Origin of the sequence: Sulfitobacter undariae (genome assembly GCF_014196805.1) — a bacterium.
GTDB classification, from domain to species: domain Bacteria; phylum Pseudomonadota; class Alphaproteobacteria; order Rhodobacterales; family Rhodobacteraceae; genus Sulfitobacter; species Sulfitobacter undariae.
The window spans coordinates 160,406-178,690 of sequence record NZ_JACIEI010000006.1 but is presented as its reverse complement, the minus strand read 5'-3'; the positions used below and the strand labels follow the sequence as shown (position 1 = coordinate 178,690).

The 18,285-nt window shown below is 54.1% G+C and carries 14 protein-coding genes and 1 tRNA gene; 5 read left to right on the top strand and 10 right to left on the bottom strand.

Translation table 11 applies throughout. The features are described from left to right. Positions 1-531: 531 nt before the first annotated feature. The 6 genes from GGR95_RS11030 to GGR95_RS11005 form a co-directional block, all read right to left on the bottom strand. Complete coding sequence (locus GGR95_RS11030) at positions 532-972, bottom strand: hypothetical protein (protein WP_184565750.1); 441 nt, start codon at positions 970-972, stop codon at positions 532-534. A 100-nt stretch (positions 973-1,072) separates the two neighbouring features. Continuing rightward, positions 1,073-1,402 carry a hypothetical protein gene (locus GGR95_RS11025; protein ID WP_184565748.1) on the bottom strand — a complete coding sequence of 110 codons (330 nt, stop codon included), beginning with the start codon at positions 1,400-1,402 and terminating at the stop codon, positions 1,073-1,075. A 194-nt stretch (positions 1,403-1,596) separates the two neighbouring features. Continuing rightward, entirely contained in the window at positions 1,597-2,781 is a 1,185-nt protein-coding gene (locus tag GGR95_RS11020) for a vWA domain-containing protein (protein ID WP_184565746.1), read from the bottom strand. Next, on the bottom strand, positions 2,781-2,948 hold the full coding sequence (locus GGR95_RS11015; protein ID WP_184565744.1) for an apolipoprotein acyltransferase: 168 nt from the start codon (positions 2,946-2,948) through the stop codon (positions 2,781-2,783). Before GGR95_RS11015 ends, GGR95_RS11020 begins: the two co-directional genes overlap by 1 nt. A gap of 25 nt (positions 2,949-2,973) precedes the next feature. Beyond that, a complete protein-coding gene (locus tag GGR95_RS11010) occupies positions 2,974-4,332 on the bottom strand; it encodes a DUF2927 domain-containing protein (RefSeq protein ID WP_184565742.1) in 1,359 nt (452 codons plus the stop codon). A gap of 629 nt (positions 4,333-4,961) precedes the next feature. Continuing rightward, the gene (locus GGR95_RS11005) at positions 4,962-5,801 is read right to left on the bottom strand and encodes an AAA family ATPase (RefSeq protein WP_184565740.1); all 840 of its coding nucleotides are present in this window, start codon (positions 5,799-5,801) and stop codon (positions 4,962-4,964) included. Between the two features lie 132 nt (positions 5,802-5,933). Here GGR95_RS11005 and dksA point away from each other — a divergent pair, with 132 nt between their 5' ends. Further along, positions 5,934-6,392 (top strand): RNA polymerase-binding protein DksA, encoded by a 459-nt coding sequence (gene dksA, locus GGR95_RS11000; protein WP_184565738.1) that lies wholly within the window; start codon positions 5,934-5,936, stop codon positions 6,390-6,392. 93 nt (positions 6,393-6,485) lie between these two features. After that, the gene (locus GGR95_RS10995) at positions 6,486-7,658 is read left to right on the top strand and encodes an FAD-dependent monooxygenase (protein ID WP_184565736.1); all 1,173 of its coding nucleotides are present in this window, start codon (positions 6,486-6,488) and stop codon (positions 7,656-7,658) included. Between the two features lie 9 nt (positions 7,659-7,667). Here the strand turns inward: GGR95_RS10995 and GGR95_RS10990 are convergent, their stop codons facing one another. Both GGR95_RS10990 and rocF read right to left on the bottom strand, forming a co-directional pair. Continuing rightward, the gene (locus tag GGR95_RS10990) at positions 7,668-8,711 is read right to left on the bottom strand and encodes an ornithine cyclodeaminase (protein WP_184565734.1); all 1,044 of its coding nucleotides are present in this window, start codon (positions 8,709-8,711) and stop codon (positions 7,668-7,670) included. Positions 8,712-8,729: 18 nt separating this feature from the next. Next, the gene (rocF, locus tag GGR95_RS10985; RefSeq protein WP_184565732.1) at positions 8,730-9,650 is read right to left on the bottom strand and encodes an arginase; all 921 of its coding nucleotides are present in this window, start codon (positions 9,648-9,650) and stop codon (positions 8,730-8,732) included. Between the two features lie 107 nt (positions 9,651-9,757). Between rocF and GGR95_RS10980 the strand changes: the two genes are divergently transcribed. After that, positions 9,758-10,183, top strand: a complete 426-nt coding sequence (locus GGR95_RS10980; RefSeq protein ID WP_184565786.1) for an Lrp/AsnC family transcriptional regulator — start codon at positions 9,758-9,760, stop codon at positions 10,181-10,183. Here GGR95_RS10980 and GGR95_RS10975 read toward each other — a convergent pair. Then, entirely contained in the window at positions 10,180-10,632 is a 453-nt protein-coding gene (locus GGR95_RS10975) for a disulfide bond formation protein B (RefSeq protein ID WP_184565730.1), read from the bottom strand. The genes GGR95_RS10980 and GGR95_RS10975 overlap by 4 nt on opposite strands. Then, positions 10,629-11,207: a YqaA family protein gene (locus GGR95_RS10970; RefSeq protein WP_184565728.1), complete on the bottom strand. Its 579-nt coding sequence runs from the start codon at positions 11,205-11,207 to the stop codon at positions 10,629-10,631. Before GGR95_RS10970 ends, GGR95_RS10975 begins: the two co-directional genes overlap by 4 nt. Before the next feature lie 153 nt (positions 11,208-11,360). On the opposite strand from GGR95_RS10970, the gene GGR95_RS10965 reads away from it, so the two are divergent. Together GGR95_RS10965 and GGR95_RS18910 are read left to right on the top strand one after the other, a co-directional pair. After that, positions 11,361-11,446, top strand: a tRNA-Leu gene (locus GGR95_RS10965). Between the two features lie 1,251 nt (positions 11,447-12,697). Further along, complete coding sequence (locus GGR95_RS18910) at positions 12,698-18,046, top strand: Ig-like domain-containing protein (RefSeq protein ID WP_246423354.1); 5,349 nt, start codon at positions 12,698-12,700, stop codon at positions 18,044-18,046. Positions 18,047-18,285 lie beyond the last annotated feature (239 nt).

Below are 18,285 nucleotides of genomic sequence, written 5' to 3'. Positions count from 1 at the left end.
GCTCACAGCCATCGTTGCAGGCCACAAACAAAGCCAGATCAACGATCTGCTACCGTGGAATTACGTCAAATAGGTGGGATCGACGCACCGCTTACTGATGTTCCACGTGATTGATAACCCATATTGAATCCCTTTTACGCAGTAATGCGTTGAAGTCGCGGACACTCGAGGTCCGGACGGCCGTATGGCCTGTCAAAAACGCTGAAAGGATATCAACGGAGGAATTTGGGTAACGAGAGCTTCTTGTTTCCTTAGGGGTCTTTCCATGACAGTTGGAGGAGACTCGAACTGGTAGACCAAAATGTGATTCAGCCCTCCTCTGTGAGATACGGATTAGTATTTCGACTACAATATCAAAAATAGCTACCTCGTCCTAAACATCAACTATTAACGTCCTGTTTTTAATATATTTAATTCCTTCGACAATCTCGCAAATGGCCAACGCGCGAGCAACATACATTTTCATTAGAGTGCTTTTCCCGATGACAGGAACCCCGATCAGGGAGTTTAATCGAGGCTCCCAGTGAAATCCTAAGCGCTCATAATTCCTACCAGACAGCGATGCGCAGCAACTTGATCCAGCACGCTGTCGCGAACGTTGAGGAATTCCTCAAAAAGACATTGCAGCTTGATAAGCTCATTGCCGCGGTCAGAATAAACCGCCACTTCGCGGGTTTCGCCGCGAGGGCCAAAATCATCATATCCCGTCTCTTCGTAACGAACTTCAGTGCCGAGGTATTGGGAAGCAAGGCTGCGCTCGAGAATGTCTACGACAGCGGCGAGACCGCCCCCGTCAGCCACATCGAACGGTTGACGGTCTCTCAGGCGTGCAAAGCAGCGCGACACGAAAGCAACATCTTTGGCGTTGTCGCCAAGTTGAAGCGCCTTGGCCAAATCGGCGACCTGACGGCCAAGCCCTACAGCCAATTTAGCCAGATCATCCATGTTTTGATTGTTGTTAAGTACGTTCATCGTCGAAGTTCCCGTTCCTGGATAGTCGATCGTTGGGGCGACCGGCATGACCGCCCCTTCAAGACAGCCGGCCTAAACGGGACCGGCTTTAGTTGGGGGATCACACGACTTGCTGGATCATGCGCGATGCTTCGCATCTGATGTCGTTGGCAGGATCATTCTCCGCAATAGATTTCAGCAAACTGCGGAGCTTATCTGACAGAGAACAACACTCTTCGACAAACCCGGAAGCAAGGTTGATCTGCACAAAGAGATCGCTCTCGACCGGCTGCATGATCCTCAGGTGGTCTGGAGAGGCGCAAACACGCATATTCAACGCACAGGGATCAACAATGATCTTGGAGTCTTTGACGCGCCTGATGCGTTTTTCCAATACCATTCGCAGATGACGGGCTGGAGAGGCCTGATGTACCGCAATTTCCTTCGACACTGGATGAACCACCGTGTGTCACGGCTGCGGAAAGGCGATGTGCCGAAAACGCTTTGTTGTCAGGAAAATATGCGATTGGCCGTTGAAACGCCCGAATTTTTATTGCGCAAACCCTCGCTGTAAAGCGCAGCGTGCAAAGATTACCAGTTGGGCTGCACTCCAAAGAGTAGCCCAACTGTCGCCTAGAGTTCAGGCTATTTCGTCAGGGCTTTCATGCCGCGGCTTAGGCCTTCAAGTGTCATGGGCACCATCGCATCCTTGAAAATTTCTTCGACCATGGTGATCGACTGGGTGTAGCTCCAGTATTTTTCGGGGATGGGATTGATCCAGAGGCTGGATTTCCATTGCTCGCGTGCGCGGGTCAACCAGACAGAGCCTGCTTCGGGATTCCAATGCTCATTTGCGCCGCCGGGATAGGCGATCTCATAGGGCGACATAGAAGCATCCCCCACAAAGATACAGCGATAGTCAGGGCCGTAGGTGCGCAATACCTCTTGGGTTGAGGTCTGCGCGTCCCAACGGCGGCGGTTGTCGCGCCATACGCCCTCATACAGGCAGTTATGGAAGTAGAAATACTCCATGTGTTTGAATTCAGCCCGTGCCGCGCTGAACAATTCTTCGACCACTTTGATATGGGGGTCCATGGATCCGCCCACATCAAGGAACAGCAGTACTTTGACAGCGTTGCGGCGTTCAGGGCGGGTTTTCACATCCAGATAGCCTTGCTCAGCTGTGGATCGAATGGTTCCGTTCAGGTCCAGTTCTTCGTTGGCTCCATCACGCGCCCAGCGGCGCAGACGTTTCAACGCGACTTTGATGTTGCGGGTGCCCAGCTCAACTGAATCGTCAAGATTGCGGAATTCGCGTTTGTCCCACACTTTGACAGCTTTGCCATGGCGGCCTTCTTTTTGGCCGATGCGCACGCCTTCGGGATTGTAGCCATAGGCGCCAAAAGGCGAGGTTCCGCCCGTACCAACCCATTTATTGCCGCCCTCATGACGGCCTTCTTGCTCCTTGAGCCGATCTTTAAGCGTCTCCATAAGCTTGTCAAAACCACCCATGGCTTCGATCTCGGCCATCTCTTCGGGGCTCAGGTGCTTTTCAGACATCTTGCGCAGCCATTCTTCGGGAATGTCGACGGCTTCCAGCACTTGTTCGGCGGTGATGTTTTCGAGGCCGGAGAAGGCGGCAGCAAAGGCCTGGTCGAATTTATCGATGTTGCGTTCATCTTTGACCATGCTGACGCGGGCGAGGTAATAGAACGCCTCAACGTCATAGGTAGACAGGCCCGCAGACATGCCGTCCAGAAATGCCAAAAATTCCCGCATGGATACGGGAACTTTATGGGCGCGCAGTTGTTCAAAGAAGGGCAGGAACATTAGCTTAGAACCCTGTCGATGATGACAGTCAGCAGGAGGCCCAAGATCAGGAAGGCCATGCCATAACCCGTCGCATATTGCGCGATGTCCTTGCGGTTGCCTTTGTGTTTTTTGGCGGTCATGCCACCGAGAATAACACCAACAATCACCAACCCAATTACAATCATGCCGTAACCCTTATATGTTTGCGGGCTATCTCTTGAGCGGGCTTAGCGAAGATATTTCGCGCAACTTGGCCCGCACAGCCCAGTCTGAACCAAATCCGTATCGCGCCCAGCCCAAACTGTCCATACGGACGGCCTGTGCTTCTGAGGGGCGGTTTTCCAGATCAAGTGCTTCTGCACGTATCAGCAGGAGGGTGGAAAGCAATGCGGCATTTTCGTTCTCACGTGCGGTTTTAACATGAGGGGCGATCAACTGGAGTGCTCCACTTCCGTCGCCCTGACTTACGGCATAGGCTGCAAGCTGGGCTGCGACATAGGCTTGGTGTAGCTGCGTGCCAGCCGTGGATTTGTAGAATTTCTGAGCAACCAAAAATTGTTTTTGCGCTTCACGCGGGTTTTGGCTCTGGAGAATGCGACCCATCGCATAATGGGCAAAGGCCCTGCGTTGATCCGTCCAACCCATCGCAGTCGCAATCGTGATTGCTTCTGCGGCGGCTTTGCGGCGGGCACTGCTTTTGGATGATGGACCCAGCGCCGTTTCAATTGCGCGCTTCCACTGTTGCGGTGTGCGGGTGGTATAGCTGGCCGTTGTGAATTCACCGCGTGGATTAACCTCGCGCAGGATATAGGGCAGGGTTGCTGCAACCTGTCCGCGTGTCATGCCGTTGTTGAGCTTGGGTGAATAATATGTCCGGAGCATCAGCATATCAAAGCCGGTCAGAACGGTGTGAACATTGTCATCGTTGAAGACAGAGTCAGGCAAACGGTAAAGATCGTTGAGCGGTCCCAAAGCCTGAGCAAGTTCCTCATGTAGGCAATCGCGGATCTCTTGCGGGCTGACATCATTTGGCAAGAAGATTGCCAGACGTGTACGGGACCGTAACTGCGACCAGTTTGCTTTATTGGTTTTGCGTATCTTGCGGTATTCGGCCAGCGTGCTGACATTTGGCGCTACAAAACAGGCTGCTTGTGGCAGAACACTCTGAATTTCTTTGCGCGAAACGGCATTGATGGTGATGTTTGCACTGCTGGCGTTGACTTGTTTGATGTCAATACGCGCTTCATTGCGCAATCGGCTGAGCAGTCTGTTCAGGTCTGGCTGCAAAGAGGCGGGTTTGTTGCCAATGACTGCCACGGTAACCGGACCTTCAAACCGTGTGAAAACGGGTAGATCGCGACCGCTCTCCAGCTTGAATGACAGCTCGATAAAATCGAGCGCCAGGTCATTGTTAGATCGTATCGGGCCTGCATATTTTCCGGTGGTGAACAGTTTTACCGGCGGCAGGGAGCTGTCAGAGAATGTTGCTGTACGGGTGACATCGCCGCCTGTTGACGGGCTACACGCGTTCAAAACCATCGCCAGCAGCAGCGCTGCGCGGGCCTTCATGCGGAATGCTCCGAAATTGTGGAACATATACTTGCGTTTACAGCGCGCGAAAGAAACGCCAACACATCGTGGGTTACTACGAGTTTCATACTTTTGCCTGCACCTTGTGAGCCTCAGTTGGAGATATTGTCGCCTCTCAACCTGTTCTCGGTAGGGAACAATTAGGGTAAATTCTGGGCGATTTCTACCAAATAAGGCCAGCCTGAGGTCTTGGGTGCAATTTGGCCACAGCGCTGTCGGGTGGGAAACTTCGCCGTTTCGCTCTAGATGTTTCCCGCTTCGCGGGAGGCCTTAAATATCAATGTGATAGAAGAAACGGGCCGTATTTGGCAGAAGACAACAGCGCATCCGCGGTATGTGCCGATCTGTCCTTACCACGCGTATGCGCTCAATAGTTGAAATCTGTTGGCTTAAATGCGGGGCAGTTCGACGTCCTCAAATGTGACGCTTGGCGCCAATTCTGCGACATCCTATGAGGGCCAATTGTGGCAATCGGCGCTGTTTGGCCTGCAAGGGGCGGCGGATTTTAGGTGAATTAACTATATCGAAAGGATTATCGCATAAGCGTGCAAAGGATTTGGGCGGCGGGAATCGGGTGATTAGCCCCTGATACCGCCACCCTGTGGGGTTTAACGTCCGCCGCGTGCCATAAAGGCGAGGCGCTCAAACAAATGTACGTCTTGTTCGTTCTTGAGTAGCGCGCCATGCAGCTTGGGCAGGGCTGATGCCCCATCGGCTTTGAGGTCTTTTGCCTCCAGATCTTCGGCCAATAGCAGTTTGAGCCAGTCAATAACCTCTGAAGTAGAGGGTTTTTTCTTAAGACCCTGTTGATCCCGAATTTCGTAGAATTGCGTCAGGGCGGTTGTCAGCAGGTCTGCTTTGATGCCCGGATGGTGCACTTCGACGATTTTTTTCAGGGTCTCCATGTCGGGGAATTGAATGTAGTGAAAGAAGCAGCGGCGCAGGAAGGCATCCGGCAGTTCTTTTTCATTGTTGGACGTGATGATCACAATCGGGCGCACCGCTGCTTTGATCGTTTCGCCGGTTTCATAAACGTAGAATTCGTTTTTATCGAGCTCTTGCAAAAGGTCATTGGGGAATTCGATATCGGCTTTGTCGATCTCGTCGATCAGCAACACAACTTTCTCACCCGCTTCAAAAGCTTCCCAGAGCTTGCCTTTGCGGATGTAGTTTTTGACGTCATGTACCTTTTCATCGCCCAATTGGCTGTCGCGCAGGCGGCTGACCGCGTCATATTCATACAGACCTTGCTGGGCACGGGTGGTGGATTTGATGTTCCATTCGATCATCCGAAGTCCCAAAGCCTGAGACACCTGACGTGCCAATTCGGTTTTGCCGGTGCCGGGTTCACCCTTGACCAAAAGAGGGCGCTCCAATGCGACAGCAGCGTTCACCGCAATTTTCAGATCATCCGTTGCAACATAGTCTGCTGTGCCTTGAAATTTCATATTATCATCATCTTTCGGTTACATATCATCTTGATTTTCAAAGACCATAATAGCGCCTCATTGAGTAGTGACAATCGTTGATGCGTCATATAGACCCCGCTCAACAGGAGATGTCGTTACGGAGTTTTCCAAATGACAATGACCAACTACGCTGAGGGTGAGACTAAAGTGAAAAAGCAAAGCTTTTTACCAGATGACTACAGACCCGCTGAAGATGAGCCGTTCATGAACGATCGTCAGGTCGAGTATTTCCGACGGAAACTTCTCGACTGGAAAGCGGAACTGCTGGAAGGCAGCCGCGAGATGATCGAAACCTTGCAAGACGGGACACGCAACATCCCCGATGTAACGGATCGCGCTTCTGAGGAAACTGACCGCGCATTAGAGCTACGTACACGTGATCGTGCGCGCAAGCTGGTGTCCAAGATCGACGCCGCGCTGCGCCGTATTGACGAGGGTGAGTTCGGATATTGCTCGGTTACGGGTGATCCAATCTCGCTCAAGCGTCTCGACGCACGGCCCATCGCAACGATGAGCCTTGAGGCACAAGAAAAGCACGAGCGCCGTGAGAAAGTTCACCGCGACGAGTGATCTCTATGGGTGATATCACAGGCGACTATCGCTGACATTTGAAACGCCGCAGTGGAAGCTGTGGCGTTTTTTCGTTTGCAAAGGAAAATCACTATGCAGATCAGGAACGCTATTGTTGTGGGTGCAGGAATTGGGGGGCTGGCTGCGGCCATAGCGCTGGCGCGTCGCGGTGTTGCCGTGACCGTGCTGGAGCAATCCGAAGCCATCCGTGAAATCGGCGCAGGGCTGCAAGTCAGTCCGAATGGTCTGTTTGTGCTGCGGGCGCTGGGGCTGGAAAAGCGGCTGGCGGCGCGCGGTGCGGTGCGAGGGCAGGCGGCAGTGATGCGCAGCTATGATCAGGCGGATGATGTGATGCGCCTTGATTTCTCACGTTTGGACCCCGATCAAGCCTACTATTTTATGCACCGCGCCGATTTGATTGATGTCTTGGCGCAGGCAGCCCGTGAACAGAACGTCAGTTTTGAATTTGGGGCGCGTGTAGTATCCGTAACTGCGGGAGAACCGCCCAGCCTGACACTGCAAGACGGCAGTACGCGCCGCGCCGAGTTGATCGTGGGGGCCGATGGCATCCATTCGCGGGCGCGGGTCGCGCTGAACGCAGAGGATAAGGCCGATTTCACAGGGCAGGTCGCGTGGCGTGCAACTGTGCCCAACACAATGGGTCACGCAGATGTGGCGATGGTGACAATGGGGCCAAAACGACATTTGGTCAGCTATCCGCTGCGTGGGGGCAATTTGGTGAACCTTGTTGCGGTGGAAGAGCGCAAAACCTGGGCGGCAGAGGGATGGAACCACGCCGATGATCCGGCACATCTGCGCGAGGCTTTTGCTGGCTGGGGTGGCATGGCGGCGCAGATGATCGAGGCTGTTGAGGCACCAACCCTGTGGGGATTGCATCGTCACCCTGTCGCCCCCGTCTGGCAACAAAGCGGTGTGGCACTACTGGGGGATGCGGCCCATCCAACCCTGCCGTTTCTGGCGCAGGGCGCGAATATGGCGTTGGAAGATGCGTGGGCTTTGACGGCCACTGTCATGAGTGGCGGTGTGAAGGCCTTGCCTGCCTATGAGGCGATGCGCAAACCGCGAGTGACCCGTGTGATCAAAGCGGCTGAGGGTAATGCGTGGAAGTTTCACTTGCGTCGCGGGCCAGTGCGGTTTGTAGCGCATAACGTCATGCGGCTGGGCGGAAAATACGCGCCCGGCAAGATGCTGGGCGCGTTTGACTGGCTTTATGGATATGATGTCACGGCGCATGCGCCGCGCTAGCCGCATTGCTTATTGAGCGCGGTTCACCATGCCGAACAGATCACGCGGATCATCGGGATCGGCCAGCATATCCAGCGGCGTAAAGAACTCTGTGCCTTTGATCGCATCGCGCACATAACACAGTGCCGAGAAATCCTCGATCGCAAAGCCGACGCTGTCAAACAGGGTGATTTGCTTTGCATCTGTGCGGCCCTGTGCGGTGCCGCTGAGGACTTCCCAAAACTCGGTCACGGGATGGTCAGCATCCAACTGTTGAATTTCGCCCTCGACCCGCGTTTGTTCGGGGTATTCTACAAAAATGTCAGCGCGGTGCAGGATGGCGGGGGCCAGTTCGGTTTTGCCGGGGCAATCGCCGCCGATGGCGTTCAGATGCACACCTGCGCCGACCATATTATCCGTGAGGATTGTGGCGTATTGTTTGTCTGCCGTGCAGGTGGTGATGATCTGCGCGCCAAGGATCGCCTCTTCGGCGGTTTTACAACTCACGACCTTGAGGCCGGAGTTTTGCAAGTTCTGCGCACATTTGGCGGTGGCGGCAGGATCAACATCATAGAGACGTACTTCGGTAATTCCGACAATCGCTTGCATGGCGATGCTCTGGAATTCCGATTGTGCGCCGTTGCCGATCATCGCCATAACGGTGGAGCCTTTGGGTGCCAGCACCCGTGCCGCCAATGCAGATGTGGCGGCGGTGCGTAGCGCGGTGAGGATCGTCATCTCGGAAAACAAAACCGGATAACCGTTTGCCACATCAGAGAGCAGGCCAAAGGCGGTGACGGTTTGCAATCCATCGCGCGTATTGCCCGGGTGGCCGTTGACGTATTTGAAACCGTACACTTCGCCATCAGAGGTCGGCATGAGTTCGATCACACCTACATCGGAATGTGAGGCAAGGCGCGGGGTTTTGTCAAACAGGGGCCAGCGGCGAAAATCGGCTTCGATCCGATCACAGATACCTTGCATCATGGGCGCCAGCCCGATGTGATGGATCAACTGCATCATTTGGTCAACGCTGACGAATGGCACAAGGGCCTTGGCGGAAGGGGTGGTCATATTCATATCCTTAGTCAATCAATAGGCGCGGGTGGGGCGGTCAAACACGTTGCGGCCCAAGGCCGAGGCGGCAAGGTCCACCATCAGGCGGGCGGTGCGGCCGCGTTCATCCATGTAGGGGTTCAGTTCAACCAGATCGAGCGAGGTGAGAAGTTCGCTGTCGTTGATCATCTCCATGACCAAATGGCCTTCGCGTACTGTGGCACCGCCTGGAACAGTTGTGCCAACCGCAGGGGCGGCGGCGGGATCAAGGAAATCCACATCCAGCGATACATGTAACATCCCGTTCACGGCGGCGACACGTTCCAGAAATGCGCCCAAAGGCTGGGCGATGCCTGTTTCATCAATCTGGCGCATGTCAACGCGGGTGATGGCGGTCTCTTGCAGGGCGGCCCGTTCTGCCGGATCAACAGAGCGCAGGCCGATCATTGCCATATTCTCGAACGGCAGTGGCGCGGGCAGGGCAGGCCAGTTCGGGAAATCACCGCGCCCTGTGAAGTAAGCCACAGGCGTGCCGTGCAAATTGCCGCTGTCGGTGCTCTCCAGCGTGTGAAAATCGCTATGCGCATCCAACCACAGTACAAACAATGGACGGTTCACCGCCGCAGCGTGGCGCATGGCCCCCAGCACAGTACCCGCGGCCAGCGCGTGATCGCCGCCCATGGTGATGGGCATGCCTTTGGCAAAAGATTCCTCGGTGGTGTCAGCTAGTGCCTGTGTCCATGCGATTGTTTCAGAAAGGCGGTGCAGTTTCGGGTGGGGCGTTTCATCGAAGGCCCGTGGCGTTACATTCCCAATGTCAGTGACGGTGTGACCAAGACTGACCAGCGCTTCTTCCAGCCCTGCGGTGCGGTAGGCATCCGGCCCCATGATGCAGCCACGGTTGGTTTTACCGCAATCCAGCGGTGCGCCTTGAAGAATACAATGTTGGGGTTTCATCGGGATACTCCTATGTGGGTTTTCCTGAGTATAGTTTGCACTTATGGTGGGCGAATAGCGTATAAAGTGGCCGATATGGGCGCTTGTTGACCAAAGTGGATATCAAGTTGGACGAAATTGACGATAGATTGATCGCGGCGCTGCGCCATGATGCGCGGGCGTCGCTGTCTGATCTGGCGGCGCGCTTGGAAATGTCGCGCACCACGGTTCGCTCGCGGCTGGCACGGTTGCAGCAGCGCGGTGAGATTGTGGGATTTTCCGTGATCACCCGTGCTGATGTTGCACGTGATCCGGTGCGCGGACTGATGATGATCGGGATTGAGGGGCGTGGTGCAGAGCGGATTAAACGCCAGTTGGGCGGCATGGCCGAACTACGCGCGGTGCACTCTACTAATGGACGTTGGGATTTGATCGTCGAAATCGGCACGGCGACGCTGCTGGAACTGGACCGCGTACTGGACCGTATTCGCAAGCTGGAAGGGGTTGTGGCCTCTGAAACCAGCTTGCTTTTGAGTACGCAGAAATCCGTTTAGGCGCGGCGCGCGGCGCGTACCCAGATAACCATCAATGCCAATGATATCATCGCATTCCAGCCTGCCATGCTGATCCCTGCCAACTGCCATGCGATGTCATCGCAACGTGTCAAAGGTGCAGCGAGGATTTGATTCATCAGGTCTTGCGGACTCATATTGCTGACACCGGAAGATGTACAGGTCGTCGGACCTTGCCACCAGCCTTGCTCAACACCGACATGATAGATGCCGATGGCGGCGGTGCTAAAAGCGGCCAGCGCCCCGAGCCACGCCAATTTGGCTTTGCGGGTGATCAGGATCAACACACCAATCAGAATCGCCGCCGCATGGGGCCAGCGCTGCCATAGGCACAGTTTGCAGGGTGCCATGTTGCCAATATGTTGAAACCCGTAAGCGCCCAGAAGCAACGCAGCTGAACCCAGTGTAGCGAGAGTAATAAGACGCATCATAATAATTTTATCGCAAAAAAGCCGCCGATCAGCAGAGCGAGGGCGAGGGTGAACATAAGGGGCAAGCGGCGCTCAATGAAATCCCGCACAGGCGCACCGAATTTCCACAACAGCAGCGCAACAAGGAAGAAGCGTAGCCCGCGTGCCAGAATAGATGTGGCGATGAAGGTGGCTAAGGGCATGCCTGTCCAACCTGACATGATTGTGATCACCTTGTAGGGGAAAGGTGTAATACCGGCTGCCAGAACGGCCCAGAATCCCATGTCATTAAAGGTGGTCGCAAATTCTGCCATCGAATCGGCTTTGCCCAAGGCACGTAGAATCGGTTCGCCCAGCGCATCAAAGGCCATCGCGCCAATCGCATACCCCAGCATCCCCCCCAAGACCGAGGCCACCAAGGCCACAGAGGCGATAAGAAAGGCACGGTTAGGGCGGGCAATAATCATGGGGATCATGATTATGTCAGGCGGGATGGGAAACATCGAACTTTCAAGGAAAGACACCAAAGCCAGCACCCACAGGGCATGGCGATGTTCGGCAAGGCCGAGTGTCCAGTCATAGAGGCGTTGGATCATGGTGCTAGTTCCCTAATGTTGATGCGACAAACCATTTAGGGTGTCGGGGGTCAAGCGTATGAAACGCCACAGGCGGTGTTCTGTAAACAACGCAAAAATATGTGCGGTTTTGGGCTTGCCCCTTCTGAAATGGCAGGCTAAATGCTCCTCAGTGCCCAAGTGGCGGAATGGTAGACGCAGGGGATTCAAAATCCCCCGCCTTAACAGGTGTGCCGGTTCGAGTCCGGCCTTGGGTACCACCGCATTTTCGTATACATACATATGTATGCAACCTGTCTGATGTGTCCCCGAAATTTTCGTGGGACACATCAGGACAGACCTTCCCAAAAAATTACAGCTGTTTCTTTGTATTGCCTTCAATAGACCCAGTGTCGTGTGAGGTAGGCAAAATCTGTGGTTCCAGATGCCTTTGAAGAAGTGGTTGGGCTCTGATTGCGCCTAAGGGCCCGCCAAATTTTAAACACCTTTAGTCGCATATCGCGGTTTTTCAGGTCTGGTGAGGCCGGAACATCGTAAAGCACATCTATCGCGAAAATCAGTGTCAACTCTGCCGTAGCATTGGCGAAAAAATGGGCGGCGGGCCATTTGTGTTTCTTTGAGAATAGCGGAATTTCACGGAACGAGAGGGGCGATTCTTGTTGCTCTCAAACGTTTTGATTCTCTCGGATCTTTGTAAGGAGTTCTCTAATACTGAGGAAAACGACGGATTTTGTAGGGAACTGATTCCGCTAAATGTGGCAGACCTTAGGTAAAGCATGAACCAGTTTTTAGGAAATGTTGGGATTGGTTCCATTGCGTGAACACAAAAAGGCACCTCTGTTCTGATTCTATTTATTAAGTTAACGTCGATATTTGTTGTCTCCTTGGAAACAGTTAACCGTCATTTTTAGGGGCGAGGGGTGAGCATAAATAGAAATTACCTCAATTTATATGAGCTTTGCTTGTTTCTGTATGGGAAACAATAGCATGGGCTTTATCGTAGTGGCTGTGTTCGCGTTAACCATGTTCACGTCATTTCGCCCACTTATGGACACTTTTCAAACATTTTTCCCTTTGTGCGGACCGTGTTGGCGCGTATCTATAGCGCAGCCCAACTGGGGGGGGTGACGAAAATTAGGTCCGGGGGCGGCCGCACACAGACTGCATCATTGATGTGGGAAAGGTGCAGTGCTGCGTAAATGCGACCACTGCTTGAATGACTGTGAAACATCTCAACTGTTTCACAGTGAGGCCTTATTTTGGCCCGTCTTTCCCTCAAATTTGGCGCAAATGTGCGCGTGTCGCTTGCGGACCTGTTTCGGAGCCTCGCGGGGTATATGAGTTTGAACGGAGAAGACCACTATGACGGCCTTTCTTTCTACCCAACGACAGAATGCGTGCCGCGCGTCGGCATGCCTTTCCGTACGGACAGAATATAACCTGACACATCTGAAATTTCACAATCCGGCCGCGTCGCGCGCCGAGCGCACCGCTGCATAGGAGCTTATGACATGCTTAGAACTATTGATTTTAATAACCTCGCCTCAGGCGAATCTGTGAACAGCCAATATGAAGATTGGGGTGTTCAAATTTCGGCCACTGGAACTGCTCCGAGCGAGAATGACGCCATGGTTTTCGATACAAGTAACCCAAGCGCGGGTGACACGGATTTGGCCACAGATAACTTAGAGAATGTTCTGATTGTTTCCGAGGATGGCGATGCAGCCAACCCGAATGACGATGCGTCAGGTGGGGTCATCACATTCAACTTTGACAATGGGCCTACGATCAAGGAGTTGACCTTCCTTGATATCGAAGAATCCGCAACTATGCGTTTTTACGACAGAGACGGTGAGTTGATCAGCGAGCACTACGTAGAGCCGACAGCTGACAACGGTCAAACCGTTGTTGAATTTTTTGTGCCTGAGACGTTCCGTCTCGAAGTCGAATTGCAAGGCTCTGGGGCCATTGATAACCTTCTGTTTGATGATTGGCGTAGTGATTTAGATCCGGTAGGCCCTGTTGATCCAGTAGATCCTGCAACACCAACTGGTGACGGGATAGTTTCAGGTGATGATACTGCCAATACCATTGATCTGGACTATACTGGTGACCCTGAAGGGGACCATATTGATGCAGGCGACGCCCTGATCGCAGGCGAAGCGCCAAATGATGATATCGTTGATGCATTGGGCGGTGATGACACGGTCAATGCAGGCGTTGGTAATGACGATATCTATGCCGGTGCTGGCGATGATGTTGTTTACGGCGAAGAGGGTGATGACCTCATCTATGGTGACAGCACGCTGGACGGCGACACACCTGTAACAGGTGGCGGCGAGCGCGAGAGCTTTAACTGGAGCGAAGCAGGCTTTGCCCATGGCGAAGATGTGACCGATTTCACCCAAGATACGGGTTCGGTCAATGTGACGTTCTCTACCGTAAACTCTACTCTTAAAACCACGACGTCTTTCTCTGGTGATAGCCTGTACGTTGACGGCATTGATGGCGGCGAGGAAACAGTCAGCACAACCAGTTCGCTTTCCAGTGAAACGCGTCTTGAAGGTCAAGAAGACCTTTACCGTCTTGAGTTTGATACGCCGGTTAGCAATGTTGATTTCAACGTAAATGACATCGACGCCGACAGCCTTGTGCGCATCCAAGCGTTTGATGCCGATGGCAACCCGCTGCCAGTGACACTTGTTGGCGGTGCGGGTCTGACGATGCTGGACACAGATGATGTGGCTGGTGCGGATACGGCTGACAGCAATGGCGGCTTTGCCGATGCGTCAAACCCGTTTTATTCTATGAACGTAACGATTGCCGGTCCTGTGTCACGTATCGAAATCCTGCATGATCAGAACGGCTATGAAAACACCAACGTGAAAATCACGGATGTATTCTTTGATGCAGGTGAGAGTGTTGTGACACCCGCCGAGGCAGGGAACGACGATCTTTATGGTGGCGAAGGTGATGACACGATCTTTGGTGAAGGCGGTGATGATACAATCACTGGCGGCACTGGCGCGGACAACCTTTCAGGCGGCGACGATGCTGATCTGTTCCTTGGCGGCAACGCAGGCGACGTCGTAGACGGCGGTGCCGGTGGCGATGATAATGACACGCTTGACCTGTCCGATAGCGGCCCGCTTCGCGTAGTTGATCAAACTACCGATGCGGATGGCAACTCGACGTCCGGCACCGTTGAATTCTTGGATGAAAATGGTGACGTAACTGGTTCCATGACCTTTGCGGAGATCGAAACACTGATCTTGCCAGAGGGCAACACAGCACCTGACGCGGTGGATGATGCTGCGGCCACGACTGTGCTGACACCGGTCACGGTTAACGTATTGGCCAATGACACGGACCCAGAAGGCGACGACCTGTCAGTCGTTTCCGCGACTTCGCCTGACGGTGACGTTGTAGTGAACGATGACGGCACACTCTCCTTTACGCCAGCGCCGGGTTTCACTGGCGAGGCTACTGTTTCCTACACGATTTCTGACGGTACCCTGACCGATACAGCCGAAGTTGCGATCACGGTGTCCAACGCTACAGACAACTTTGCGCCAGTTGCGACCGACGATACAGCCGAAACTGACGAAGAGACTTTGGTAAACATTGACGTTTTGGGCAATGATACCGACCCAGAAGACGATCCGTTGACTGTAATTGAAGCGACCTCCAATGATGGTACGGTTGTTATCAACGATGATGGCACGCTGGACTTCACGCCAAATGACGATTTCTTTGGCGAAGCGGTGATCGACTATACGGTCACAGATGGAAATGGCGGCTTTGACGACTCTCGCGTAATTGTCACTGTAAACAATGTGAACGATGCGCCCATCGCAAATGACGATCAGGCCGTTACGGGCACAGGTGAACCTGTAACTATTCCGGTTCTGGGCAATGACAGCGATCCAGACGGTGATCCGCTGGATGTGATCGACGCGACATCACCTGACGGGGATGTTGTTATCAATGATGATGGTACAATCACCTTTACACCGAATGATGGTTTCACGGGCGATACGACCATTGACTACACGGTTTCGGACGGCAATGGCGGAACCGATACGGCGCAGGTTTCTGTGTCGGTGGGCGAAGTTTCTGGTCCTCCAGTTGCAGTAGATGATTTGGCTGAAACCGATGAGGACACGCCAGTTGTCATTGATGTGTTGGACAATGACTCCGATCCGGATGGTGATCCGCTGACTGTTACAGCTGCCACCAGCCCGAATGGCGATGTTGTGATCAATGATGATGGCACGATTACCTTTACGCCTGCGCCTGACTTTAACGGCGAAGCGACCATCACCTATGACATCACTGACGGCAACGGCGGTGTGGATGTTGCTGAGGTGACTGTCACTGTGAACCCTGTCAACGATGGCCCATTGGCCGAAGATGACACGGCTGTTGCAAACACAGGATCAACATTGATTGTGCCGGTTCTGGACAACGACAGCGATCCGGAAGGTGATCCGCTTACAGTGATCAGCGCCAGCAGCCCGAACGGTGCTGTTGTGATCAACGCGGATGGCACACTTAGCTTTACCCCAGAAGACGGGTTCATTGGCGAAGCCGTGATCAACTACACCATCTCTGATGGTGAGTTGACAGACCCTGCTGTTGTCTTTGTCACTGTGCGTGACGGGATCGTGACAGGTACCGATGGCGGTGATCTGATTGATGAAAACTACACCGATGACCCAGAGGGTGATCTGGTTGATAACAACGATGAATTCTTGCCGGGTGAAGGCCCGAACGATGACATTATCAACGCAGGCGACGGCGATGATACAGTGCGCGCAGGTCTGGGTGACGATGATGTGTCGGGTGGCGAAGGCAACGATGAAATTGACGGCGGCCCTGGCAATGATGAATTGGATGGCGATGCGGGTGACGACACGATTGGTGGCGGCACAGGTAACGACACGATCAACGGCGGCACAGGCGACGACAACCTGAATGGTCAAGACGGCGATGACAGCATCACTGGCGGCGAAGGCGACGATGTTCTCAACGGCGACGATGGTGATGACACGCTGGAAGGTGGCGCAGGCGAAGACACGCTTGCCGGCGGCGCTGGCGATGACGTTCTGGACGGCGGCGATGACAATGACACCGTTTACGGCGGCGACGGCAACGACACCCTGTTGGGCGGCGATGGTGACGACCTTGTTGTGGGGCAGGACGGTGACGACAGCCTTGAAGGCGGTGCAGGTGATGATACGCTGGAAGGCGATATCGGCGACGACACACTGCTAGGCGGTGATGGCAACGACATCATCAACGGTGATGACGATGACGGTGTCGACACCGATGGTGGCAATGATTCGATCCACGGCGGCGCTGGCGATGACACAATCACAGCTGGCCCCGGCGGGGATACGGTAGCGGGCGGCGACGGCAACGATGTCATCACCACGGGCGGCAATACGCCACTTCCGGACCAAGGCTATCCTGGTGTGTTCCCTTCAGACACTGATCCTGATGATGACCGCGACCTTGTCGACGGTGGCGCTGGCGATGACACCATCAGCACAGGCGATGACAGCGATACGATCTTTGGTGGCGCTGGCAACGACGTGATTGCGTCCGGCATTGACGATGACTTCGTCTATGGTGGCGATGGTGATGACCGTATCGTGGGGGCCGAAGGTAACGACAGCATCGATGGTGGCGCTGGCAACGATACGATCTATGCCAACAATGACCCAGACCTTGGTCTTGACCAGTTCGAGATTGAAGACGATGGCACCAACCCGCTTGGACCTGATCTTCTGCCAGGTAATGGGCGTGACACGGTTGACGGCGGCGCAGGTGACGATGTCATCTACGGCGGTGACGACGACGACCTGCTGATGGGCGGTTCGGGTGACGACTATATCGATGGCGGCATCGACGATGATACGCTGCAAGGCGGTACCGGTGACGATACGCTGATTGGTGGTCAAGGTAATGACAGCCTTGAAGGCGGCGCTGGTAACGACCTGTTCGAAGGTGGCATCGGTGAAGATACCATGATCGGTGGCGATGACCGTGACAACTTCCTCAACGTCAATGCTGGTGATGTGGTTGATGGGTCTGAAGGCGGCGATGACTTTGATACGCTCGATCTTACAGGTTCAGCACCAGAGGATGGCCGTCTGGCGGTCACCTATGATCCTGATAATGCCGAAAACGGTGTTGTGAATTACTTCAACAGCGACGGTTCAGATGCGGGACAGGTTGTATTCACGAACATCGAGAATGTGATCCCATGTTTCACACCCGGCACATTGATCGCCACACCGAAAGGTGAGCGTAAAGTAGAAGAGCTGGAAGTGGGCGATCGCGTGATCACCCGTGACAATGGCATGCAAGTCATCCGCTGGATCGGCAAGCGTGAGATGTCTGGTGAAGAACTGGCCGCACAGGAACACCTGCGCCCTGTCCTCATCCGTGAGGGTGCCTTGGGCAACGGTCTGCCAGAGCGTGACATGATGGTTTCACCACAGCACCGTGTGCTGGTGGCCAACGACAAAACGGCCCTCTACTTTGAGGAGCGTGAAGTCTTGGTCGCGGCGAAGCACCTGACGGATATGGAAGGGATCGACGTGGTTGACGTGTCGCAGACCACCTATATCCACATCATGTTCGATCAGCATGAAGTGATCCTGTCTGACGGGACATGGACAGAGAGCTTCCAACCAGGCGACATGTCGTTGGCTGGTGTGGGTGATGCATCGCGCGAGGAAATTCTGGAACTCTTCCCTGAATTGGCCACACGCGAAGGGATTGAGGCCTATGCCGCAGCCCGCAAATCGCTCAAGAAGCATGAAGCCAAGCTGATCACCAGCAAAAGCTGAGTTTTCCAAACGAAATTCTTCGTGGCGGCCCCAATACGGGTCCGCCACGGGACCACAGGTATGCAGCATCATTCGGGCGTAGTGACCCTGAGTGAGTGAGAGCGGAGTCGCTTGCGACTCCGCTATTCATCTGGCCTGCATTTGCGCCTTGTTCCGGTTGCATGAGCTGGTGCCGAGGCGCTGAAAATCAAAGCGTACCCATCCTGATCTTAACGTGACGGTATCTAAAACCCTCGTGT

Coding starts and splice junctions, on each gene's coding strand:
- GGR95_RS11030 (WP_184565750.1), bottom strand. CDS start 972: ATGAACGTACTTAACAACAATCAAAACATGGATGATCTGGCTAAATTG.
- dksA (WP_184565738.1), top strand. CDS start 5,934: ATGACAATGACCAACTACGCTGAGGGTGAGACTAAAGTGAAAAAGCAA.
- GGR95_RS11005 (WP_184565740.1), bottom strand. CDS start 5,801: ATGAAATTTCAAGGCACAGCAGACTATGTTGCAACGGATGATCTGAAA.
- GGR95_RS11010 (WP_184565742.1), bottom strand. CDS start 4,332: ATGAAGGCCCGCGCAGCGCTGCTGCTGGCGATGGTTTTGAACGCGTGT.
- GGR95_RS10995 (WP_184565736.1), top strand. CDS start 6,486: ATGCAGATCAGGAACGCTATTGTTGTGGGTGCAGGAATTGGGGGGCTG.
- GGR95_RS11015 (WP_184565744.1), bottom strand. CDS start 2,948: ATGATTGTAATTGGGTTGGTGATTGTTGGTGTTATTCTCGGTGGCATG.
- rocF (WP_184565732.1), bottom strand. CDS start 9,650: ATGAAACCCCAACATTGTATTCTTCAAGGCGCACCGCTGGATTGCGGT.
- GGR95_RS18910 (WP_246423354.1), top strand. CDS start 12,698: ATGCTTAGAACTATTGATTTTAATAACCTCGCCTCAGGCGAATCTGTG.
- GGR95_RS10990 (WP_184565734.1), bottom strand. CDS start 8,711: ATGACCACCCCTTCCGCCAAGGCCCTTGTGCCATTCGTCAGCGTTGAC.
- GGR95_RS11020 (WP_184565746.1), bottom strand. CDS start 2,781: ATGTTCCTGCCCTTCTTTGAACAACTGCGCGCCCATAAAGTTCCCGTA.
- GGR95_RS10970 (WP_184565728.1), bottom strand. CDS start 11,207: ATGATCCAACGCCTCTATGACTGGACACTCGGCCTTGCCGAACATCGC.
- GGR95_RS10975 (WP_184565730.1), bottom strand. CDS start 10,632: ATGATGCGTCTTATTACTCTCGCTACACTGGGTTCAGCTGCGTTGCTT.